The 21,812-nt window shown below is 63.6% G+C and carries 19 protein-coding genes and 1 tRNA gene; 12 read left to right on the plus strand and 8 right to left on the minus strand.

Annotated elements, in window-relative coordinates; all coding sequences use genetic code 11:
* Nucleotides 1-51: 51 nt before the first annotated feature.
* Both P0M12_RS03165 and P0M12_RS03170 read left to right on the plus strand, forming a co-directional pair.
* On the plus strand, nt 52-894 hold the full coding sequence (locus tag P0M12_RS03165; RefSeq protein ID WP_047270355.1) for a PE-PPE domain-containing protein: 843 nt from the start codon (nt 52-54) through the stop codon (nt 892-894).
* Between the two features lie 62 nt (nt 895-956).
* Nucleotides 957-2,054, plus strand: coding sequence for a glycerophosphodiester phosphodiesterase family protein (locus P0M12_RS03170; RefSeq protein WP_179090764.1), 1,098 nt, complete (start codon nt 957-959; stop codon nt 2,052-2,054).
* Between the two features lie 296 nt (nt 2,055-2,350).
* Here P0M12_RS03170 and P0M12_RS03175 read toward each other — a convergent pair.
* Nucleotides 2,351-2,426 (minus strand) — tRNA-His (locus tag P0M12_RS03175).
* Between the two features lie 188 nt (nt 2,427-2,614).
* On the opposite strand from P0M12_RS03175, the gene P0M12_RS03180 reads away from it, so the two are divergent.
* Nucleotides 2,615-3,577: a pseudouridine synthase gene (locus P0M12_RS03180; protein ID WP_047270325.1), complete on the plus strand. Its 963-nt coding sequence runs from the start codon at nt 2,615-2,617 to the stop codon at nt 3,575-3,577.
* Nucleotides 3,578-3,595: 18 nt separating this feature from the next.
* On the opposite strand, the gene ychF is transcribed toward P0M12_RS03180, so the two are convergent.
* Entirely contained in the window at nt 3,596-4,675 is a 1,080-nt protein-coding gene (gene ychF / locus P0M12_RS03185; protein WP_003945278.1) for a redox-regulated ATPase YchF, read from the minus strand.
* Nucleotides 4,676-4,745: 70 nt separating this feature from the next.
* Nucleotides 4,746-5,267, minus strand: coding sequence for a CD225/dispanin family protein (locus P0M12_RS03190; RefSeq protein WP_030244403.1), 522 nt, complete (start codon nt 5,265-5,267; stop codon nt 4,746-4,748).
* Nucleotides 5,268-5,356: 89 nt separating this feature from the next.
* Here P0M12_RS03190 and P0M12_RS03195 point away from each other — a divergent pair, with 89 nt between their 5' ends.
* The 3 genes from P0M12_RS03195 (at nt 5,357) to P0M12_RS03205 (ending at nt 9,541) form a co-directional block, all read left to right on the plus strand.
* A complete protein-coding gene (locus P0M12_RS03195) occupies nt 5,357-6,934 on the plus strand; it encodes an FMN-binding glutamate synthase family protein (protein ID WP_277377908.1) in 1,578 nt (525 codons plus the stop codon).
* A 112-nt stretch (nt 6,935-7,046) separates the two neighbouring features.
* Nucleotides 7,047-9,329 (plus strand): carbon starvation CstA family protein, encoded by a 2,283-nt coding sequence (locus tag P0M12_RS03200; protein WP_007726338.1) that lies wholly within the window; start codon nt 7,047-7,049, stop codon nt 9,327-9,329.
* A gap of 17 nt (nt 9,330-9,346) precedes the next feature.
* Nucleotides 9,347-9,541, plus strand: coding sequence for a YbdD/YjiX family protein (locus P0M12_RS03205; protein WP_030536248.1), 195 nt, complete (start codon nt 9,347-9,349; stop codon nt 9,539-9,541).
* A 6-nt stretch (nt 9,542-9,547) separates the two neighbouring features.
* Here P0M12_RS03205 and P0M12_RS03210 read toward each other — a convergent pair whose 3' ends face one another.
* Nucleotides 9,548-9,952 carry a hypothetical protein gene (locus tag P0M12_RS03210; protein ID WP_003945253.1) on the minus strand — a complete coding sequence of 135 codons (405 nt, stop codon included), beginning with the start codon at nt 9,950-9,952 and terminating at the stop codon, nt 9,548-9,550.
* A 152-nt stretch (nt 9,953-10,104) separates the two neighbouring features.
* On the opposite strand from P0M12_RS03210, the gene P0M12_RS03215 reads away from it, so the two are divergent.
* Entirely contained in the window at nt 10,105-11,298 is a 1,194-nt protein-coding gene (locus P0M12_RS03215; protein WP_003945249.1) for an AI-2E family transporter, read from the plus strand.
* Here P0M12_RS03215 and P0M12_RS03220 read toward each other — a convergent pair whose 3' ends face one another.
* Together P0M12_RS03220 and P0M12_RS03225 are read right to left on the minus strand one after the other, a co-directional pair.
* Nucleotides 11,299-14,277 (minus strand): SMC family ATPase, encoded by a 2,979-nt coding sequence (locus P0M12_RS03220; RefSeq protein WP_277377442.1) that lies wholly within the window; start codon nt 14,275-14,277, stop codon nt 11,299-11,301.
* Entirely contained in the window at nt 14,274-15,449 is a 1,176-nt protein-coding gene (locus tag P0M12_RS03225; RefSeq protein ID WP_054826655.1) for an exonuclease SbcCD subunit D, read from the minus strand. The genes P0M12_RS03220 and P0M12_RS03225 overlap by 4 nt, the downstream gene beginning before the upstream one ends.
* A 217-nt stretch (nt 15,450-15,666) precedes the next feature.
* Between P0M12_RS03225 and P0M12_RS03230 the strand changes: the two genes are divergently transcribed.
* Nucleotides 15,667-16,623: a DUF6542 domain-containing protein gene (locus P0M12_RS03230; RefSeq protein ID WP_042448843.1), complete on the plus strand. Its 957-nt coding sequence runs from the start codon at nt 15,667-15,669 to the stop codon at nt 16,621-16,623.
* A gap of 70 nt (nt 16,624-16,693) precedes the next feature.
* Here the strand turns inward: P0M12_RS03230 and P0M12_RS03235 are convergent, their stop codons facing one another.
* The gene (locus P0M12_RS03235; RefSeq protein WP_003945273.1) at nt 16,694-17,707 is read right to left on the minus strand and encodes a 4-hydroxy-3-methylbut-2-enyl diphosphate reductase; all 1,014 of its coding nucleotides are present in this window, start codon (nt 17,705-17,707) and stop codon (nt 16,694-16,696) included.
* Nucleotides 17,708-17,860: 153 nt separating this feature from the next.
* Between P0M12_RS03235 and P0M12_RS03240 the strand changes: the two genes are divergently transcribed.
* The 3 genes from P0M12_RS03240 to P0M12_RS03250 are packed head-to-tail and all read left to right on the plus strand — an operon-like array spanning nt 17,861 to nt 19,937.
* Complete coding sequence (locus tag P0M12_RS03240; RefSeq protein ID WP_030536251.1) at nt 17,861-18,460, plus strand: lipid droplet-associated protein; 600 nt, start codon at nt 17,861-17,863, stop codon at nt 18,458-18,460.
* Entirely contained in the window at nt 18,457-19,722 is a 1,266-nt protein-coding gene (gene xseA / locus P0M12_RS03245; protein WP_007726351.1) for an exodeoxyribonuclease VII large subunit, read from the plus strand. The genes P0M12_RS03240 and xseA overlap by 4 nt, the downstream gene beginning before the upstream one ends.
* On the plus strand, nt 19,719-19,937 hold the full coding sequence (locus P0M12_RS03250; RefSeq protein WP_003945276.1) for an exodeoxyribonuclease VII small subunit: 219 nt from the start codon (nt 19,719-19,721) through the stop codon (nt 19,935-19,937). Before xseA ends, P0M12_RS03250 begins: the two co-directional genes overlap by 4 nt.
* A 21-nt stretch (nt 19,938-19,958) precedes the next feature.
* Here P0M12_RS03250 and P0M12_RS03255 read toward each other — a convergent pair whose 3' ends face one another.
* A complete protein-coding gene (locus tag P0M12_RS03255) occupies nt 19,959-20,528 on the minus strand; it encodes a DUF4245 domain-containing protein (protein WP_003945206.1) in 570 nt (189 codons plus the stop codon).
* Between the two features lie 180 nt (nt 20,529-20,708).
* Here P0M12_RS03255 and glpX point away from each other — a divergent pair, with 180 nt between their 5' ends.
* Nucleotides 20,709-21,743, plus strand: a complete 1,035-nt coding sequence (glpX, locus tag P0M12_RS03260) for a class II fructose-bisphosphatase (RefSeq protein WP_003945202.1) — start codon at nt 20,709-20,711, stop codon at nt 21,741-21,743.
* Nucleotides 21,744-21,812 lie beyond the last annotated feature (69 nt).

Raw genomic sequence — 21,812 nt, forward strand, 5'->3', positions numbered from 1 at the left:
TCTCAGGGTTTGGATGCAGACCTCTCAGAATCGACGTGGATGATCGCTGACATGGCTGAGGTAACCGTTCTTGCAGTTGGCGGCACCGGCGAATCCCACGTCGGCGACCACGGCGCCCGTGTGCGCGGACTCCTCAGTGCCGTCACCGACGAACTCGACAGTCGATTCGATTCTCGCTGGGTCGCTTATCCCGCGTCGTACGGTCCGGTCGCCGACGGTGGCCTGAGCTTTCGGCACAGCACCGCGATGGGTGTGAAGGCCCTCACCGCCGAAATCGCACAGACAGACGGCCCGGTCATGCTGATCGGTTACTCACAGGGATGCACCGTGATCCGCTCGGCTCTTCCGACGCTGAACCGCGCCAACATCATCGGAGTCGGACTGATCTCCGATCCTCAACAACCGGCAGGCGTGATCGAAGGTTGTGAGGGACACGGAGTTGCCGGCGACGGACCCGATATCCAGCCGTGGATTCCGGTCAAGTGGATCGGGCACCCGCAGGACATGATCTGTAATGCCAGCGACGACAGCTACATTCGCGACATCGCAGACTTGACGCGCTGGATGTCCTTCTCGCAGGCACGCGTGTGGGCAGGAAAGGTTTGGGAACTACTTCGTAGCAATGCTTTCCAGAATGCGCAGAAGACTCGTTTCAGTCCCAAACAGTGGCGTACCGATCTACGACGCATTCGCACCGCGTTCCTCGAAGTACTTGGTTACCTGCCGACGAAGTTGAACCTGAACCGATTTCAGCTCAAGAACCCTCGCGGCGGTAGACACATCAGCTACGCGATCGAACCTCTCGACGAGAGCGGACTGACCGGGTGTGAGCTTCTGGCGTCGTGGATGAAGGTCCACGCGAGCGGCGTCGGGCAGCGCATTCACGCGGCCTGACCTTTACCGTTAGTTTACCTAGCGAACCCCGGCGAGCCATTCGACGCCTCTACGTTCCTTTCATGCAACTGAGCAGAATATTGTCGTGCGCCGCCGTGACCGTCGCACTCCCCCTCACCGCCCTGGCGGCCCCGGCCGCCGCATCGCCAACCGGCAGTCTCGACTGGTCCGGTTCGTTCGGTAGTTCAGCGCCCCAGCCGGTTTCGACGTTCGACGTCCAAGCCCACCGCGGCGGGCTCGGCCTGTACACGGAAAGCAGCCTGGCCGCGTTCGCGAATGCCCTCGAAATGGGCGTCAGCACACTGGAACTCGATACCCAGATCACCGAGGACGGGATCGCTGTCGTCACGCACGATCGTAAGATCTCGAACAAGAAATGCCTCGACACCGAGCCCGCAACTGCGGGTGACCCGGAGTTCCCGTACGTCGGCAAATTCGTCAACACGCTGAGCCTGCAGCAGATCAAGACCATGGACTGCGGCACTCTCCCCCTTGCCGGATACCCTGAACAGCAGAATGTTCCGGGAGCGAAAATGCAGACGCTCGAAGAAGTGCTTGCCCTGGTGAAGTCGTACAACGCACCCGGAATCAAGCTCAACATCGAGACCAAGGTGGAAGCGGGAGCGCCTCACGAGACCGCCCCGCGTGAGCAGTTCGTCTCTGTAGTCCTCGATACGATCCGGGCAGCCGGATTGTTGGACAGCGTCACCATTCAGAGCTTCGACTGGGGCTCGCTCATGCTCACCCGTCAACTCGCGCCGAGTGTCCCCGTCGTTGCGCTCACAAACGGCGACTTTCTCCAGGTAGGCAAGGACGGAGCGTCACCGTGGCTCGGCGGTCTGGACATCGATGATTTCGGTGGCGACGGCATCGCGGCGGTAGCAACCTTTGGTGCCTCCGCCTACTCCCCCGTCCAAGGAACTCCGCAGGGCGGAAAGGTCGGGGATCCCGGTTTCACCCTCTATCCGACAGCCGACATGATCGCGAGCGCACATGCGCGTGGCATGAAGGTCATCCCGTGGACCGTCGATGATCCCGCCACCATGCACGCCCTGATCGACCTCGGTGTCGACGGGATCATCACCGACTACCCCGATCGTCTCCGAGCCGTTCTGGCCGAGCGAGGCATGCCACTACCTGCACCTGCGGTCAAGAAGTAGCCTCCACCGCGCACCGAAGCAGGTACCTGAACAGGTACTACGGCCGATGTCCCCGGGGTCCCGTCGGCCGCATCCTGGACAGGTACTTGCTCGGGTGATCGGAGGTGAATTCTGATGATGTCTTTGAAGGATCAGTTGGACAACTGCGAATACCTACTTGCCGACGCGGAAATGGCGGGTGACTGGAATGCGGTCCGGCGATTCAGGGAATACCGGCTCAGGCTCGTTCGACAACTGTGCAGGCAAAGGGCCGCCGGCCTCTGCGCCTAGAGGCCCGACCTCAACCGTATCTGAGCTGGTCCCTCTGGGCGGTTACGATCCGCCGTCGCCCGAGTCACAGTCGGGTGCTCTCACCAATTGAGCTACAGAAGGTATGGCCCGCAGTGCTTTTCGACTGCGATCTTTCTCTGCCGAACCATACGGGCCCGCATCTCTTCCGCGCCACTGATTTTCGAGTAGACGATCTACACCGACCACCGCTGTGAGTTCGGTTTCCGCGTCCCCGCGGGGACGTCCCCGTCGAGGCCACACCGAATCACCGCTGACCAGTAGTCGATGGGATGATGACCTGCGTGTCCATGTCCCCACCGCTGCCCGTCAAGAACGGGGTTGGCCCGACGCGCCTACGCATCCCGCTCTCGGGGCCGTGGGCGACGATCGCCGAGTACGTCGTAGCCAAGTTCGACCATCTGGACGCCGAGAACCTGTATCGGCGGTTCGACGACGGCGAGTTCGTGGATACCGACGGCCACTCGATCTGCCTGAACACAGAACTCAGCGCGCACCGGTTCGTCTGGTACTACCGTGAGTTGCCGGCGGAGGACCCGGTGCCGTTCCACGAGGAGATCCTGCACACCGACGACGATCTCGTCGTCATCGACAAGCCACATTTTCTCCCGACCACTCCGAGCGGGCGATACCTGCGTGAGTCGGCGCTCGTCCGCCTGCGGGTTCGTCTCGACAACCCAGATCTGACCCCGATCCATCGACTCGACCGCGGCACCGCAGGGGTGGTGATGTTCTCGGCCCGCCCCGCGACGCGCGGCGCGTACCAGTCACTGTTCGAGAAGCGTCAGGTCACGAAGGTCTACGAGGCGGTGTCGGCGCGACCGACCCGGCGGGGCCGGGATGCACCAGCGCTCGACGTCCCTCTCGTTTACCGCAACCACATCGAAGCTCGACGCGGCGAGTTGCGAGTCGTCGTCGACGACAGCCGTGAACCCAACTCCGAGACCATGATCGAGGCGCGAGGGATGGGTGTGAGTGCCTCCGGACGTGCTGTGCTGCACACGGTTCTACGTCCGCGCTCCGGACGGATGCACCAGTTGCGGGTGCATCTGGCGGCCCTCGGCGCCGGGATTCTGGGCGACCGGCGATACCCCGACCTGTTGCCCGACGCCCCAGACGATCATTGTCTCCCACTCCAATTGCTCGCGAGGGAACTCGAATTCACCGATCCGTTGTCGGGGAGAGCGCGGCGGTTCGTCACCCGTCGGACGCTCAGCGAGATGCCCGTGGGGTGACGACCAGGAGCCGTTGATTTAGACGTTGAAGCGGAACTCCACCACATCGCCGTCGGCCATGACGTATTCCTTGCCCTCCATGCGGACCTTGCCGGCAGCCTTGGCTGCGGCCATGGAACCCGCCTCGACGAGGTCGTCGAAGGACACGATTTCAGCCTTGATGAAGCCGCGCTCGAAGTCGGTGTGAATGACGCCGGCAGCCTGGGGAGCGGTGTCACCCTTGTGGATGGTCCAGGCGCGAGCTTCCTTCGGACCAGCCGTCAGGTAAGTCTGCAGTCCGAGGGTGTGGAAGCCGGTGCGTGCAAGCGCGTGCAGGCCGGGCTCGGTCTGACCGATCGAGTCGAGCATTTCCTGGCGATCTTCCTCGTCCAGCTCGAGCAGTTCCTGCTCGACCTTCGCGTCGAGGAACACAGCGTCGGCCGGTGCGACGGATGCGCGCAATTCCGCAATCTTCGCTGCGTCGGTGAGCACAGACTCGTCGGCGTTGAAGACGTACAGGAAGGGCTTGGTGGTGAGCAGGCTCAGCTCACGCAGCAACGAGAAATCGAGCTTGTCCTTGACGCTGAAGAGCGTCGTGCCCTCGTTGAGGAAGGCCTGAGCCTTGAGCGCCTCGTCGTGGGCTGGCTTGAGCTCCTTGTTCTTGCGAGCTTCCTTGTCCAGACGCGGGAGAGCCTTCTCCAAGGTCTGCATGTCGGCGATCACGAGCTCGGTCTCGATGACCTCGATGTCCGAGGCCGGGTCGACCTTGCCGTCGACGTGGATGACGTCGTCGTCGGCGAAGACGCGAACTACCTGGCAGATGGCGTCCGCTTCACGAATGTTGGCCAGGAACTTGTTGCCCAGACCTGCGCCCTCGGACGCTCCCTTGACGATGCCGGCGATGTCGACGAACGACACGGTCGCGGGGAGGATGCGCTCGGAGCCGAAGATCTCGGCGAGCTTCTGCAGCCGCGGATCGGGCAGCTCGACCAGACCGACGTTGGGTTCGATGGTCGCGAACGGGTAGTTCGCTGCCAACACGTCGTTGTTGGTCAGTGCATTGAAAAGGGTGGACTTGCCGACGTTGGGCAGTCCGACGATTCCGAGGGTAAGGCTCACGGTCTGTGGATTCTACGGCCTCGCGGCGACGTGACGGGTACTCGCCCCACCGTCACGTCGCGGCAGGTGATCAGTTGTAGGTATACGAATCGACGGACGACACGATCGCAACCAGGAAGATCACGTAGAACGCGATGAACAGCACCCAGCAGATGACGGCTATCAGGAGCGAAATCTGCCCGAGCTTCTTCACCCGCTCGGACGCGTACTGCGCGCCCTGGTGATCGCCCATCGCCCACTTCGGGTAGATGTCGTGGAGATGGTTGAACGCGGCGAACGCGATAGGCCAGAAGAAGATGATCGACGCGACGGCCCATCCCGCGTTGGACTTCGGCGGACCGTACTGCGGCGCCGCGTACGTGGGAGCGGCACTGTACTGCTGGGTCGCGCTGTACTGCTGACCGGTCGGATACTGCTGTCCGGCTGAGTACTGCGGGTCGGTCGGGTACTGCTGGCCCGTCGGATACTCCTGGCCTGCTGAATATTGCTGACCGGCTGAATACTGCTGGCCCGCCGGATACTGCTGTTCCTTCGGATACTGCTGCTCCTTCGGATCCTGCGGGTCGGTCGGATATTGCGGTTCGGTCATCATTCCCCCAAAGAGTCGGATTCGGTTCTCTATCGCAGAACCTAGTGGAGACTTACCGCTGCCGTGTCACAGTGAGCGCCTACGCTCTCGAGGTGACTCGGATGCTGATCGTGCTCTTGATATGGATAGTGGGTCTCGGCACCGCCGCGCTCGCAATTGTCGCCTCGCCCGGATGGTGGGTGATCGCTGTCGTCACACTCGCGCTGGCGGCCATGGGCACCTACGACCTCACTCAGAAGTCCCACAGCATCCTCCGTAACTATCCGGTCCTGGGGCACGCGCGATTCCTCCTCGAGAAGATTCGACCGGAGATCCAGCAGTACTTCGTCGAATCATCCACCGATGGAATGCCATTCGATCGCGAAACGCGAGATCTGGTTTACGAGCGGGCAAAGGGAACACTGGCGGAAGAGCCCTTCGGGACCGAGCGCGACGTCAATGCGATCGGCTACGAGTTCATGACGCATTCGATTCGCGCACGGACCGCCCCCGACACCGTTCCGCGAGTTCGCCTCGGCGGACGCGATTGCACGAAGCCGTACGACATCGCTCTCCTGAACGTCTCCGCGATGAGCTTCGGGTCGTTGTCCGCCAACGCAATCGAGGCCCTCAACGCCGGCGCAGCCAAAGGCGGCTTCGCTCACGACACGGGCGAAGGCGCGATCAGTCCGTATCACCGCAAACACGGCGGCGATCTGATCTGGGAAATCGCTTCGGGGTACTTCGGGTGCCGAACCGAGGACGGCCGATTCGATCCTGACCGTTTTGCCGAGCGCGCAGGCTCCGACCAGGTGAAGGCCATTTCGATCAAGCTCTCGCAAGGTGCGAAACCCGGGTTGGGTGGCGTGCTTCCCGGAGTCAAGGTCTCCCCCGAAATCGCCGAAACCCGCGGGGTACCCGTCGGCCAGACCGTGATTTCGCCACCCGCGCACACCGCGTTCAGCACTCCGGTCGAACTGGTCGATTTCATCGCGACCCTGCGAAAACTGTCGGGCGGCAAGCCGGTCGGGATGAAACTGTGCGTCGGCTCGCGTCGTGAATTCCTCGGAATCTGCAAGGCGATGATCGAACGCGGCATCACGCCCGACTTCATCATCGTCGACGGTTCCGAAGGCGGCACCGGCGCTGGTCCGGTGGAATTCGAGGACCACATGGGCATGCCGTTGACCGAAGGCCTGATGCTCGTGCACAACGCCTTGGTGGGAACCGGTCTGCGCGCTCTCGTGAAAGTCGGCGCTTCCGGAAAGGTGGCGAGCGGTTCCGACATCGTCAAACGCATCATCCAGGGCGCAGACTTCACGATGGCGGCCCGCGCAATGATGTTCGCAGTGGGCTGTATTCAGGCCCAGATGTGCCACACCAACCGCTGCCCGGTCGGCGTTGCCACTCAGGATCCGGCACGCACCCGCGCACTCGACATCCCCGACAAGAGCGAGCGCGTCTACCGATTCCAGAAGGCAACCGTCGCCAGCGCACAACAGATGATCGCGTCGATGGGCATCGATTCCTTCGACCAACTGCAACCGGGAATGCTCAACCGCCGCGTCGACGGTCTCACCACTCGCACCTATGCCGACCTGTTCGACTGGCTGATGCCGGGCGAACTGCTCGACTCCCCGCCGCAGAGCTGGCTCACCGATTGGATCGACGCCGACGCTCACCGATTCTGACGTCGGTCGACTCCCGCGTTTCAGATCGCGCGGATTCACCCTTCTGGTCCTACAGTGACAGATGGCCCGCTGTGACGGCGGCCACACGTGCACTAGTGGACGGAGTTCGACGATGAGCTTGACGACTGCGCCGGAACCAAATGTCGAGTACCTGAAAACCGATCCTGACCTGCCACCTGTCGGCGTCATCGACAAAACACCCATCTCCACGACTGCGCGCGTCGTCTTCCTTGTTCTCGGACTGGTCGGCGCGGGCGCCTGGTACATGATTGCGATCGTCCGCGGTGAACACATCAGTGCCGTCTGGTTCGTGTTGGCCGCAATTTGCACTTATCTGATTGCCTACCGCTTCTATGCGCGGTTGATCGAACGCAAGATCGTCAAACCCCGCGACGACGTCGCCACTCCCGCCGAGATCATGGAGAACGGCGCCGACTACATGCCGACCGACCGTCGGGTGCTGTTCGGTCACCACTTCGCGGCAATCGCCGGTGCCGGTCCCCTGGTCGGACCCGTGTTGGCCGCGCAGATGGGATATCTTCCGGGAACGATCTGGATCATCGTCGGCGTCGTGTTCGCCGGGGCGGTGCAGGACTTCATGGTCCTGTGGATCTCGTCGAAGCGCCGCGGGCGCAGCCTCGGTCAGATGGCCCGCGAAGAACTCGGCCTTGTCGGCGGCGTCGCCGCACTGATCGGCGTGTTCGTCATCATGATCATCCTCATCGCGGTGCTCGGACTTGTGGTCGTCAATGCGCTCGCCGAGTCCCCGTGGGGAGTGTTCTCGATCGCGATGACCATCCCCATCGCGCTGTTCATGGGCGTGTACCTGCGGTATCTGCGGCCGGGCAAGGTTTCCGAGGTCTCCCTGATCGGCGTCGTCCTGCTTCTCCTTGCCATCGTCTCCGGCGGATGGGTTGCCGATACCGGTTGGGGCGCAGACTGGTTCACACTCTCGAAGGTCACCATCGCGTGGCTGATGATCGCGTACGGATTCGCCGCATCGGTGCTGCCGGTCTGGCTGCTCCTGGCACCGCGCGACTACCTGTCGACGTTCATGAAGGTCGGCACCATCGCGCTGCTGGCCATCGGAATTCTGGTCGCACGACCCGCGCTGAACATGCCGGCAGTGACGCCGTTCGCCTCCAACGGCGAAGGCCCGGCCTTTGCCGGTTCACTGTTCCCGTTCCTGTTCATCACCATTGCCTGTGGCGCGCTCTCGGGCTTCCACGCACTGATCGCGTCAGGTACGACGCCAAAGCTGCTCGAGAAGGAAAGCCAGACCAAGATGATCGGGTACGGCGGCATGCTGACCGAATCGTTTGTCGCGATCATGGCTCTGGTCACCGCCTGCATCCTCGATCAGCACCTGTACTTCGCACTCAACGCTCCCGCGGCACTGACCGGTGGAACACCGGAAACCGCAGCCGAATACGTCAACAATCTGCCCCTCGGCACTGCCCCCATCACACCGGACGTGCTGACTCAGGCAGCCGAGGCCGTCGGCGAAGAATCGATCATCTCGCGAACCGGCGGCGCCCCGACGCTCGCGTTCGGAATGTCCGAAGTGCTCAGCGACGTCTTCGGCGGCGACTCGCTGAAATCGTTCTGGTACCACTTCGCGATCATGTTCGAGGCGCTCTTCATCCTCACCACGATCGATGCCGGCACCCGCGTCGCTCGATTCATGCTCTCCGACTCGCTCGGCAACTTCGGCGGTCCGGCGAAGAAGTTCAAGGACCCGTCGTGGCGCATCGGCGCGTGGCTGTGCTCGCTGATCGTCGTCGCTGCCTGGGGCGCGATTCTGCTCATGGGTGTCACCGATCCGCTGGGCGGAATCAACACACTCTTCCCGCTCTTCGGCATCGCCAACCAGCTACTCGCCGCGATCGCACTGACGGTGGTCATGACGATCGTCATGAAGAAGGGCCTGTTCAAATGGGCCTGGATTCCCGGCGTGCCGCTGGTGTGGGACCTGGTCGTAACCATGACCGCGTCGTACCAGAAGATCTTCTCCGACAACCCCGCGATCGGGTACTGGGCTCAGCACAACGTGTTCAAGGACGCGAAGGCTGCCGGCGAGACGGCGCACGGTTCCGCGAAGACTCCGGAGGCCATCGATGCCGTCATTCGCAACACCTTCATCCAGGGCACGTTGTCGATCATCTTCGCGTCACTGGTGATCGTCGTGGTCATCGCCGGGATCATCGTATGTGCCAAGGCAATCCGAGCGGGCGGGCTGCCGACCACCGAGTCCCCGGAAGAACCGTCGAAAATCTTCGGACCCGCCAGCTTCATTCCGACGCCCGCGGAGAAGGAAATCCAGAAAGAATGGGACGAGCTGATCAAAGCCGGGAAAGTCCGGGCGCCCGGCGCCGCACACGGAGGTGGGCACTGACCATGACGACGGCGACCATGACGGCAAAACTCACCACAGCGTTCCGCGGAACGCTGTGGTGGGTTCGCTCGGTGATGGGTGATCTCGACTATCAGCGCTACGTCGAGCACACCCGACGCCACCACGCCGACTCACCGGTGATCAGCGAACGAGAGTTCTGGCGCCGCCGTCACGCAGCAGCCGACGCCAACCCAGGCGCCCGCTGCTGCTGAATCCGGTCAGGGGCAGGTGGCCTTCGCGAGTTCGTAAATGTGGCCGGCCTGCTCGTCGGTGGGCTTGTTGCCGTTGTTCTCGGCCAGGTCGGTGATCTTGGTCTTGACCTCCGCCTCGTCAGTGCCGTTGGCGACCTCGGTACACGTGGTCGTCAAGATCTCCTCGATGTCTGCGTCGTCGCGGTTCTCCGCCAACGGTGCGTAAGCCCCACGGAACGTGGCGACGAACAGCGCCGTCTTGCCCTGATCGATGGCGTTGCCCGCTGACTGTTTCGCCGTCTCGAGCGCCTGTTGCCCGCTCGTGACTGCCTCGCTGATCTTGTTCTGCGCGTTGTCCTGATCCTCGGTGCTACACGCGGTGAGCCCGAGAACGACGATTGCTGCTGCCCCGACTGCTGCTGCGATTCTCATGACGGAAATGTTAGTCCGATCAGCATGCTTCAAAACACAGTATTGCAGCGCAACACACGAGTTATCGCATGCAGTCGTTACGATCAGCTCAGCTAGATCACCGGATTCGCACATCGGCGAGGAGATCCCTGCGCCGACGGAAAGGACGATCAGTGAGCGAGCAAGACAAGGGGACGTCCGCAGGGGTGCGCAAGCGCGACCGCGGCGAGATCATCGGGCAAGGGGGTATGTGGCTCGCAAAATGGTCGTTGGTGTTGGCGTCGATTTCGCTGGGCGCCTGGATTTTCGGCTGGCTGATCGAAAAGCTCTGGGTCATCATCCTGCCGGTGGCTCTGGCTATCGTTGTTGCGACAGTCATGTGGCCGCCGACCCGCGGCATGATCAAGCGCGGGATGCCACCGGCCGCGGCGGCCGGCATCACCCTGGTGCTCTCGATCGGAATCCTGGCCGGTGTGATCGCCGGCATCGTTCCGTCAGTGGTCAGCCAGGCCCCCGAGCTCGCGAACAAGACCACCGAGGGCATCAACCAGGTTCAGGACTGGCTCCAGGGTCCGCCGCTGAACCTGAAGGACGACCAGATCGACAACGCCGTCCATGCCGTCATCACCAAGGTGCAGGAAAGTGGAACCGCCATCGCTTCAGGCGTTTTCAGCGGCGTGAGCACAGCGAGCTCGTTGTTGGTCACGCTCGGTTTGGTCCTGATTCTCGCTTTCTTCTTCATCAAGGACGGACCGAGGTTCATCCCCTGGCTCCACGCTGTCGGCGGCGGCCGTGCCGGTCGGCATCTCGAAGAGGTCCTCACCCGCATGTGGGACACGCTCGGCGGATTCATCAGGACACAAGCACTGGTGAGTCTGATCGACGCGGTCTTCATCGGCGCCGGATTGCTGATACTCGGGGTCCCGCTGGCACCGGTGCTGGCAATTCTCACGTTCATCGGTGGCTTCATCCCGATCGTCGGTGCCTTTGTCGCCGGCGCCCTGGCCGTGTTGGTTGCGCTGGTGGCCAACGGTCTCACCACCGCCATCATCGTGTTGATCATCATCCTGGCCGTTCAGCAGATCGAAGGAAACGTCCTTCAGCCTGTGCTGCAGAGCAAGTCGATGAAACTCCACGCCGTCATCGTGCTGCTTGCCGTGGCCGCCGGTAGCTCGCTGTACGGCATCGTCGGCGCCTTCCTCGCAGTGCCCGTCGCCGCTGTGGCAGCAGTTGTCATCCGGTACATCGGCGAGCAGATCGACGAACGCGCAAGCGACAACGAGCCGATGCCCGCCGGCGATGCGTCGGACATCCTCGAGGATCAAGACGACGACGCCGAGTCAGAGGTAGAGAACAAAAAGGCCTGATCAGCCCGCGATCACCTTCACCGAGGAGCCTGCACGTCCGCGAATGACGTGCAGGCGACTCGGGATTCGCTGCCTCATCTCGTCCACGTGACTGACGATGCCCACCACTCGTCCACCGTCGCGAAGCTCGTCCAACACAGCCATCACCGAGTCGAGGGTGTCGGCGTCGAGAGTGCCGAATCCTTCGTCGATGAACATCGTGTCGAGAACGATTCCGCCGGACTCCGCCGCAACCACATCGGCAAGTCCGAGAGCCAAAGACAACGACGCCAAGAATGATTCACCGCCCGAGAGCGTCTTCGCCGAGCGAACGACACCCGTGAAGTCGTCCCGGATGTCGAGCCCCAGACCGCCGCGGCGACCCCGAGAACCTGCCTCGTCACTGTGCACGAACTCGTATCTGCCCCCGGACATCCGCTGCAGCCGAACCGATGCCGACACGGCGATCTCTTCCAACCGCGACGCGAGCACATACGCTCGCAGCGACATCTTGCGACTGTTCTGACCTTTGCCGGCGATCACGTCGGCAAGCGCCGCGAGTTCGTCGTGCAGTTCACGCTCAGGTGCAACCGCTTCGTATGCCTTCTCGAGTTGTCCGCTGAACCGTTCGAGATCCGACACACGGTTCTCGGCCAGGGAAGCAGCTGCAACAGCCGAGTTCACCACCTCGGCGCACTGAAGAGCACGCTCGCGAGGACCGTCGACGTCGACTGTCTCGACTTCGCTCACCGCAACGACCTCGGGGTCGTCGAGGACCGTCCGAGCGGCCACCTCGAGGTCGCGTGCTTTGGCGAGTTCCGTTTCGATCGCTGCGATTCGGGCCGGCGATCTCACCCCTTCGATCGCAGCCTCGACCGAATCGAATCCAGCAGCGGCCGCCGCAGCGGCCAGTTTGGTCGACAGTTCCGCCGATCGCGCCTGCGCACGAACGGCGTCGTCACGCATCTCAGACGCCGCCGAGGCAGCGGAGGCAAGCCTTTCGAACCGCGAGCGCTGAGCAGCGATGGTCGAATCTTCTCCCACCGCAGCGACGATCGCCGCTCGAATCTGCTCGACCGTGGCCGACAGAGTCGTCGTACGCTCGGTCAGTGCCGCCAATTCGGCCGTCAGAGAAGCGGATTCCTGTTGCAGCTCGCCGTCACGCTCGTTGAGATGCCCGAGCTTGTCGGCCAACCCTCCAACCTGACCGGCAGAGTGGGTCGCCTCGTCAACGGCGTTCCGTGCCGCGGCGCGGAGCCTGTCGAGTTCTGCGACGTCGCCGTCCCCGCCGCGGGCGATCACCCGGTCGATGTCACGGTCGACGGTTACCTGGCGGTCGACTACCTTGCTCAGGGCTTTCTCGGCCGCACGCTCGGCTGCGGACGCGACTTCCAGATCGGGCTCGGTGACCGTCACGACATCAGACTGCGCCGGCGCAGGGTGTTCACGCGAACCACACACCTGGCATGGGTCACCGGGCGCGAGTGAACTCGCCAACTCCGCAGCCATGCCCTCGATACGCTTCTGCACGAGGTCGAGCCAGCGCCCGCGAGCACTCTGATGGGCGTCGCGCGCATCCAACACCTGCACACGAATCTTCTCGGCTTGCGCACGCAGAGAGACGAATTCATGAGCCGCTGCCGCAGCATCCGATGCTTTGGCCAGTGCAGCTTCGAGGCCGGGCAGAGCCGCGTGCGCGCGTTGCGCATCCTCCAGTCGTTGGCCGGCCGAGCGCACCATTTCTGGCAGTTGAGTGCGTTCAACCGCGATGGCATCGATGCGCTCGGACAGAGCGTCTCGCCGAACTCCGAGTTTCTCGATCTCGGCTTCTGCCGCATCGGCTCTGCGGGCATCCTCCGCCATTGCGTCCAGGCGAACGATCTCGTCACGCCAGGTCCGGATCCGAGCTACGACGCGTTGACGCTCGTCGTCGGTGGGTGGCCACACCTCCGGCACGAAAATCTCCGGACCGCCCGTTGCGGAGTAGGTCGACATCGCTGCGGTCATCGATTCGACTGCGGCAGCGAGGTGCAAGCCGGCAGCGTCCACATCGCCGGCGACAGCGGCCACCGGCAGTGCGCGCTTGGCTGTCTCGAGTTCAGCGCCGATCACAGCTCTTTGGGCGGCGCCCGTATTGAATACTGCGAGTTCAGCGGTCGCACGATTACGGCGAGCGACCAGATCTGCGGTTCGCTGCGCAACGGTGAGCACCCGATTAGCCTCGGCTGCTGCATCTTTCGCGGTCACCAGCTCCGCAAGACTTGTATCGCGGGTGTCCTGAGCCTCGGCGAGGAGTTTGCGCGACCATTCCAGTGGGTGTGCCTCGGCGCCTACCTCGAGTCCCGCAGCTGTCTCGACCTTCGCGAGCAGCAGCCGCACGGATTGCTCCCTTGCCGCGAGCGCGGTCGCACTTGCCTTTCGCTTGGCGTCGAACCATGCCTCGACGGAGACAAAACGCTTGGTGTCGAACAGACGCTCGAGCAGTTTGCCTCGCTCGTCACTCTCGGCACGCAGGAATTTGGCGAACTCACCCTGCGGCAAGAGCACCACCTGGAAGAACTGATCAGCGCTCATGCCCATGAGGCGGTTGATCTCGTCACCGATGTCAGGGATGCGCGAAAGATTCTCGCCGCGGCCGTCCAACCACGTCAGTGTGGCCTTTGCATTCTCTGTGATCGAACCGGTCCCGCGCTTCTTCGGACGCGAATACTCTGGACTACGAACAAGTTTGATTCTGCGACCACTGATGGTCGCTTCGAGTTCCACGCGCGGCACCGAACCGGCGGGCGCGTGATCGGACAACAATCGCTTGCCCTCGTTGCGCGCACCCGGCACCCGCCCGTACAGGGCAAACGCAACCGCGTCGAGGATCGTGGTCTTGCCTGCACCGGTGTCGCCGTGCAGAAGGAACAGCCCGTCTGCACCCAAACGGTCGAAGTCGACTTCGACCGTGTCGGCGAAGGGCCCGAAAGAGCTGACTTCGAGTTTGTGCAGCCTCACGCGGTTTCACTCAGTTCTACCGTGGACTCCTCGGCGCGCGCGGCAGCGCTGAGCGCTTCGGCCATCAGCGTGACCTCACGCTCGGACGGGTCACTACGCACTGCCGAGACAAAGCCGCGGGCGATCTCCATGTCGGATCGACCCCGTACCGCGTCACGGTACTTGAGATCCGATTGCCCTTCCGGCCTTTGCCATTCGAGATGAACGGCAAAGGGAAAACGCGCCTGAAGTTGCCTCATGGCATCGACGGGACGAACCGGATCAGTGAGCAATGCGGAGAGGTAGCACTGCTCGGAATCGGTGTACTTCGACTCACCGAGTAGTTCCTCGAGAGTTCCCGTCACCTGGCTCAGCCCCCGAATGACCGGGAGATCCAGGCGCTGCACCGACGACAGGCCGGCTGCGTCGAGTTCTATCAGCAGCGCCGCCTTACGGTGGCTGCGTTCACCGAACGAATACGGCAACGGTGAACCCGAGTACCGCACACTCTCCGAGAGCATCTGCGGAGAATGCAGGTGTCCGAGGGCGACGTAGTCGACGCCGTCGAACTCGCCCACTGCGACGGTCTCCACTCCGCCGACCGAGATGGAGCGTTCCGATTCAGAGGCCTCACCGCCCACGACGAAGGCATGGGCGAGCAATACCGATCGAGTCGCGGGGTCGGCAGCCGTTCGTTCGGCGAGATCTCGCCGAACACGCGACATGGCCGCTCCGAGGATGTCGGAATGAGTACGAGCCCGGGGCACGTCCAACTCGACGCGCGTGATCTCCGGCTCGAGGTACGGAATCCCGTAAAAGGCGACGGGCCCGAACTGATCGCTCAGCATCACCGGAGTACCGATCTGGCCGACGCGAGTGATCAAGTGCAGGCCGCCGGCAGCGGCAAAGGATGCCCCGGCTCCGAGCCGCACCGCGGAATCGTGATTGCCGGACGTCGCGACGATGACCGCCCCCGCCGCCCGGATTGCCTCGAAGCCTCGATTGCACACGGTGACCGCGTCGGAACTGGGAATCGAGCGGTCGTAGATGTCGCCCGGCACGACCACGACGTCGACGCCGTGTTCACGGACGGAATCTGCGATGGAACCGAGCACACTCGCCTGATCGGCCAACAGATCGACGCCGTGAAAGGTGCGACCTATATGCCAATCGGAGGTGTGCAGAATCTTCATGAATCCGACGGTAGAGCAGCCCACCGACACCGCCGATCTCCCACGCTGACGGCTTCGTCGGTGTGCCCCAACCCACGAGCGTCCGGTGACCCTGCACACAATCCGTCCGGTTCGTTTGACGAAGAACCCGAAACCATCGCGCCATCGCGTCGATAAATGCGCCAGCCACGACCCGCACAAACACGGCCGACAACGCAAGAACCGCTAATGTCGTTATGTGTCTGCAACCCAACGTGCTCGCTCCGGGGTACCGCTGGACAAGCGATCGCTCATCGTGACCGTCCCCGGCCTGCCCTGGTGGGGAGTGATCCTGCTTGCTGCCGGTGTGACCGCCGTCGGCGTACTGATCGATGCCACCGGAGGCGGCGGAGAGCTCACCGCGGTGTTCTCGACGTTCTACTTCCTGGGCTGTCTCTTCGCTGTGGTTGCCGCTTCGAACAAGGCCCTCTTCACCGCGATGGCCCAACCGCCGTTGCTGCTCTTCGCTGCGGTGCCGATCGGGCACACGCTCATCGGCAAGGACAACAGCACCGCGCTGCGCGATATCGCGATCAACATCGCGTACCCGTTGGTCAACCGCTTTCCGATCATGTTGGCCGCAACCGTGGTCGTGCTGATCATCGGTGGCTTCCGGTACTTCCTGCTCAATCAGCGCCCCACCGGGCCCGCGCGCTCGACCCGCTCCCGCCGCTCGGCGGCCACCACTCGTGACTCCTCTGCGGCTGCCACGCGAGAACAACCCGCACCCGAGACCGGGCGTCGACGCAGAGTCTCGGACGCGCCCGTCCCCGGGCCCCCGCGTCGCCGCGCCCCCGAGGTGGACGAGCAGCCCGCCTACCGAAGCACCCCCAGGCGCGAGCCGATCCAGGACGAGCGTCCGCTGCCGCCTCGGAGAAGCCCTCAGCCACCCAGGGTCGATCGCACGCACCAACCGCCTACGCGTCGCCCCCAGCCCGACAGTCGGCCCGTGGCAGACGACGACTACCCGTCGTACGGTCGCCGCCGGGCGCCCGAGCCCACTCCGTCGCCCAGACGTGAGGAGCGGATGGAGCCCTTCTTCGCTTCGGGTGACGACGTATCGCCGCCGCTGCCCCCTCGCCGCCGCCCACCCGGAGTCGATCTTCCCGCGTATCCGCCGCCGCGAGTTCGGTACCGCGATCGCGAAGAGCCCTGAACAGACGCGCCCGGTAGCACAAAAAATGCGGGGCACCTTCCAGATGGAAGGTGCCCCGCATTTTCTTGATTCAGGACGTGCGCGCTGCTCGCAATTCACGGGGAAGGGCGAACACCAGAGTCTCGTTGGCAGTGGTGACGGGTTGAACGTCGTTGTATCCGTGCTCGGCAAGAAGTTCGATCACGCCGCGCACGAGCACCTCGGGTACCGATGCGCCTGACGTGATGCCGACTGTCTGGACACCCTCGAGCCACGCGAGATCGACCTCACGGGCGTAGTCGACCAGGTACGACGCGGCAGCGCCCGCCCCGAGCGCGACCTCGACCAGGCGAACCGAGTTGGACGAGTTCCGCGAACCCACCACGATCACGAGATCGCACTCGGGAGCCATCGCCTTGACCGCGACCTGACGGTTCTGCGTGGCGTAGCAGATGTCGTCGGACGGCGGGTCCTGCAGATTGGGGAAGCGCTCACGCAGGCGCGCGACGGTCTGCATCGTCTCGTCGACGCTCAGTGTGGTCTGGGAAAGCCAGATGACCTTCGACTCGTCACGAACCGTGACCGCGTCGACCGAATCCGGGCCGTCGACGATGGTGACGTGATCGGGAGCCTCACCTGCGGTGCCCTCGACCTCCTCGTGGCCTTCGTGGCCGATGAGCAGAATGTCGTAATCGTCGCGGGCGAATCGCTTCGCTTCCTGGTGCACCTTCGTGACCAGGGGGCACGTCGCGTCGATCGTTCGCAGGTTCCGCTCGGCAGCCGAGTCGTGGACGGCCGGCGACACACCGTGCGCCGAGAACACGAGCAACGATCCCTCGGGAACCTCGTCGGTTTCGTCGACGAAGATCACGCCCTGATCTTCGAGCGTCTCGACGACGTGGCGATTGTGGACGATCTCCTTACGCACGTAGATGGGTGCGCCGTGCTTCTCGAGGGCCTTCTCGACGGTCTCGACCGCGCGGTCGACGCCGGCGCAGTAGCCGCGAGGCTCGGCGAGGAGCACGCGCTTGGCGCTGCCCTTGCGGGTGGACGGCGAATCAGCCGAGTGCGCGATACCGAGATTGAGAGGAACAGCCGAAGACATGTGACCAGCCTACTGGCACCTCGAACGTGAGACACTCCGGCAAACGTGAACACCTCGGTTTCGGGCTCCGATCGAAGGTTCCGAAGTAAACGAGTACAGCCGTCACAGGCAAGTCGGCTACCGATTGTCGGAGCTTTGCGGCAAGCTGTGGGAATGATCCGACCACCGTTCGTGGCGCGCGTTGCCGCGGGACTCGCCGTCACCGCGATGGAAGAGGCAAAGAAGTTGCCCACCACCGCCGTCGCCCTGCCGATGACCGCCGTGAGCCAGATGCTGCAGACAAGCATGCGCGTGCAGCAGTCGATCACCTCGCTGGCCATCAAGGGCGATCAGGCATTTGCACTGATCAACTGGTCTTCCGAGGACGAACAGCCCGAGTGGGCGGTCTTCGACGAAGACGTCGATGCGCCTGCTGACCCGACGCCTTCCACCGGATCGACCACCGCTGACACCCCGACCAACGCCGGTCGCTTCGCGCTCTACTCGCTCGAGCCGACTGCCCCCATCGAGGAACCCGCACCCGTCGCCGAGTCCGAATCCACGGCAGCTACGACGGACGGACCTGCCGAAGAGCCCGAGATCGTCACCGAACTCGACTACCCCAACCTCACACTCGCACAGCTCCGTGCGCGCATCCGGACGCTCAGCATCGACGAGCTGACCGCAGTCCTGGACTACGAGAATGCGACGCTCGCTCGCGCACCGTTCCAGACCATGCTCACCAACCGCATCACCACAGCCAAGGCAAAGTGACTTCCGCAACGCCCCCCGCTTCATCGCAGCGATCGTCCGGCGCCAGTAGCGCTGAGCAGCCGTGGCCGGTCCGCACGGTTTCCGCCAAGGTCGCCGGCTGGATCGATCGGCTCGGCAGTATCTGGGTCGAAGGTCAGATCACCCAGATCAATGCACGACCCGGCACCCGAACGGCCTTTCTCGTCCTGCGTGATCCGTCGGCAGACATGTCGCTGTCGATCACGTGCTCACCGCAGTTGTTGCACAACTCCCCGGTGCCGTTGACCGAGGGCTCGCGAGTCGTGATGTTCGGCAAGCTCTCGTTCTACACCGGACGCGGAACGGTGTCGTTGCGTGTCACCGAGATTCGCGCCGTGGGTATCGGTGAGCTGCTTGCCCGCATCGAGAGACTGCGCGCCTTGCTCGCCGCCGAGGGCTTGTTCGATCCGCGGCTCAAACGGCCGCTTCCGTTTCTGCCCGGCACGATCGGCCTGATCACGGGCCGAGCCAGTGCGGCCGAGAAGGATGTCGTCTCAGTCGCCCATCGTCGTTGGCCAGCAGTTGCCATCGCAGTGCGTAACACCGCGGTTCAGGGTCCGACTGCTGTTCCCCAGATCATCGAAGCGCTGAAGGAACTCGACGCCAACCCGGTAGTCGACGTCATCATCCTCGCTCGCGGCGGCGGAAGCGTCGAGGATCTCCTGCCGTTCTCCGACGAAGCGCTGTGCCGCGCCATCGTGGCCTGCACGACGCCCATCGTCAGTGCCATCGGACACGAGCCGGACAGCCCGCTCAGTGACCACGTCGCCGACCTGCGCGCAGCCACACCCACGGACGCGGCCAAGCGCGTCGTACCCGACGCGGTTGCGGAAGCTGCCCTGGTTGCGGATCTGCGTGACCGCAGCGCTGCGGCACTGCGCAGCTGGGTCAAGCGTGAGTCTCATCTGATCGAACAGTTGCGCACTCGACCGGTCATGGCATCGCCGCTGCTCGCGGTGGACCGTCGCGCCGAGGAGGTCGAAAGGCTCCAAGCCGCCGGGCGACGCGATGTGACTCGGTTGATCGACACCGAGTCCCGAACGATCGAGCATCTGCGCGCCCGGCTCACCACGCTGGGCCCCGCCGCGACGCTGGCCCGCGGGTACGCAGTCGTGCAACGTGTTGTCGCCGATGGCGATCCGGAGGTTCTGCGCTCGGTCGAGGACGCGCCACCCGGTACCCAGATTCGAGTTCGACTTGCAGACGGCGCCGTTCGCGCCGCAGTGATGGGAAGAGAAAAATGAGCAACGCCACCGACACCGACATCAACGAACTCGGCTACGAAGCAGCCCGGGACGAACTGGTGAGCGTCGTGAAGATTCTCGAACAGGGCGGTCTGGACCTCGACGCGTCACTCTCACTGTGGGAGCGAGGCGAAGCGTTGGCCAAGCGCTGTGAAGAGCACTTGGCCGGCGCGAGGGCCCGCGTCGAAAAGGCTCTGGCCGAAGCGGACGAGTAGCGTCCGCTCCGACCGCAAATCCTATGGCGTGATCGGCTGCGCTGCGCCGACCTTCTCGGCAAGAATCCGGAACTCTTCCGGCGTCGCCGCGCCCGTGAGCAACAGGCGAACATCCCCGACGTCCGTGACCCAGATCGACTCGACACCTTCGCCGCCGAAGACGTTCCACGTATCGGCACCGACGGTCTCGACTCCGGTCGCGAATCGCTGTCCACCGGCAACATGTGACACCAACGGGAATTCCTCGGCGTTGCTCTGTGTCAGCTGGATGTAGCGACCACTGGTCGTGATGAATCCCACAGTGCTCGAATCTCCGCCGCCGTCGCCGGAGATGATCTTGCGACTGCCGGAGTTCGGAGTCCACCCGTCCGGAACACCGGGATTACGGATGGGAAATCCGAGTTCCTTCGCGTCGTAGTTCAGAGCTGCGTCCACGTCGACGCTCGGGATAGGCCCCTGTGTCGGGCCGCCAGGACTGAACGTGCACTGGCTGGCGATGCCCGCAATGATGATGCAGAACAGCACCAACGGTACGAGAGACCAGACCATGTCTTTGTTGTCTTCGAGAATGCGGGGTTTCTTCGATGCCACACCCCCAGTATCCAGGTACTCCGCAGTAGATACGATTCCCGGTCCCCCTCGAGCGAGACAAAACGTCTCTGCGGCGACCCGACAGCGCACGTAGCCGCTCCCATCTGGGACAATGACGCCTGAAGAAACCACTGCGTCGACACACCCCGTCGACCGCGACCGCGCCAGGAGGCACCGCACATGACGGCCAGCAGCACTCATCGTGAGACCCCGGACCGTAACCTCGCACTCGAATTGGTCCGAGTCACCGAAGCCGGTGCTATGGCTGCCGGCCGCTGGGTAGGCCGCGGCGACAAGGAAGGCGGCGACGGAGCAGCCGTCGACGCCATGCGTCAGCTCGTCTCCTCAGTCTCGATGCGCGGCATCGTCGTCATCGGTGAAGGCGAGAAGGACGAAGCGCCGATGCTGTTCAACGGCGAAGAGGTCGGAAACGGCGACGGCCCCGACTGTGACTTCGCCGTCGACCCGGTCGACGGCACCACCTTGATGTCCAAGGGCATGCCCAACGCGATCTCTGTTCTGGCTGTTGCCGAGCGCGGCGCGATGTTCGATCCGTCGGCCGTGTTCTACATGGAGAAGATCGCTGTCGGGCCGGATGCCGCAGATGTCATCGACATCAGCGCACCGATCGCCGAGAACATCAAGCGCGTGGCCAAGGTCAAGAAGGCGTCGGTCTCCGACATCACGATCTGCATCCTGGACCGCCCGCGTCACAACCAGCTGATCCAGGACGTTCGCGACACCGGCGCTCGTATCCGTCTGATCTCCGACGGTGACGTTGCCGGCGCGATCGCCGCAGCGCGTCCGGAGTCCGGCACCGACATGCTCGTGGGCATCGGCGGAACGCCAGAGGGCATCATCGCCGCAGCAGCCATGCGCTGCATGGGTGGATCGCTGCAGGGCAAGCTGGCCCCCACCGACGACGAAGAGCGTCAGAAGGCCATCGACGCCGGTCACGATCTCGATCGGATCCTGTCCACCGAAGATCTCGTCTCGGGCGAGAACGTCTTCTTCTGCGCCACCGGCGTCACCGACGGTGACCTCCTGCGCGGCGTCCGCTACTACGGCGGCGGCGCCAGCACGCAGTCCATCGTGATGCGTAGCAAGTCCGGCACCGTTCGCATGATCGACGCGTACCACCGTCTCGAGAAGCTGCGCGAGTACAGCTCCGTCGATTTCGACGGCGAAGAGGGCGCGGTTCCCCCGACGTTCTGATGGGCTCCGCCCCGTGAGCGGTTAGGGAGTCCCTGCGCTCCTTAACCGCTCACGGGGGGACGTAGTCCC

The organism is Rhodococcus sp. RCBS9 (assembly GCF_029457415.1).
In the GTDB taxonomy this organism is placed as follows: domain Bacteria; phylum Actinomycetota; class Actinomycetes; order Mycobacteriales; family Mycobacteriaceae; genus Rhodococcus_F; species Rhodococcus_F qingshengii.

What these genes read in the sequence shown, in the direction of transcription:
- P0M12_RS03190 (WP_030244403.1), bottom strand. Translation starts at nt 5,267, where the DNA reads ATGATGACCGAACCGCAATATCCGACCGACCCGCAGGATCCGAAGGAG.
- P0M12_RS03210 (WP_003945253.1), bottom strand. Translation starts at nt 9,952, where the DNA reads ATGAGAATCGCAGCAGCAGTCGGGGCAGCAGCAATCGTCGTTCTCGGG.
- glpX (WP_003945202.1), top strand. Translation starts at nt 20,709, where the DNA reads ATGACGGCCAGCAGCACTCATCGTGAGACCCCGGACCGTAACCTCGCA.
- P0M12_RS03235 (WP_003945273.1), bottom strand. Translation starts at nt 17,707, where the DNA reads ATGTCTTCGGCTGTTCCTCTCAATCTCGGTATCGCGCACTCGGCTGAT.
- P0M12_RS03250 (WP_003945276.1), top strand. Translation starts at nt 19,719, where the DNA reads ATGAGCAACGCCACCGACACCGACATCAACGAACTCGGCTACGAAGCA.
- P0M12_RS03170 (WP_179090764.1), top strand. Translation starts at nt 957, where the DNA reads ATGCAACTGAGCAGAATATTGTCGTGCGCCGCCGTGACCGTCGCACTC.
- P0M12_RS03205 (WP_030536248.1), top strand. Translation starts at nt 9,347, where the DNA reads ATGACGGCAAAACTCACCACAGCGTTCCGCGGAACGCTGTGGTGGGTT.
- P0M12_RS03225 (WP_054826655.1), bottom strand. Translation starts at nt 15,449, where the DNA reads ATGAAGATTCTGCACACCTCCGATTGGCATATAGGTCGCACCTTTCAC.
- P0M12_RS03240 (WP_030536251.1), top strand. Translation starts at nt 17,861, where the DNA reads ATGATCCGACCACCGTTCGTGGCGCGCGTTGCCGCGGGACTCGCCGTC.
- P0M12_RS03165 (WP_047270355.1), top strand. Translation starts at nt 52, where the DNA reads ATGGCTGAGGTAACCGTTCTTGCAGTTGGCGGCACCGGCGAATCCCAC.
- P0M12_RS03180 (WP_047270325.1), top strand. Translation starts at nt 2,615, where the DNA reads ATGATGACCTGCGTGTCCATGTCCCCACCGCTGCCCGTCAAGAACGGG.
- P0M12_RS03200 (WP_007726338.1), top strand. Translation starts at nt 7,047, where the DNA reads ATGAGCTTGACGACTGCGCCGGAACCAAATGTCGAGTACCTGAAAACC.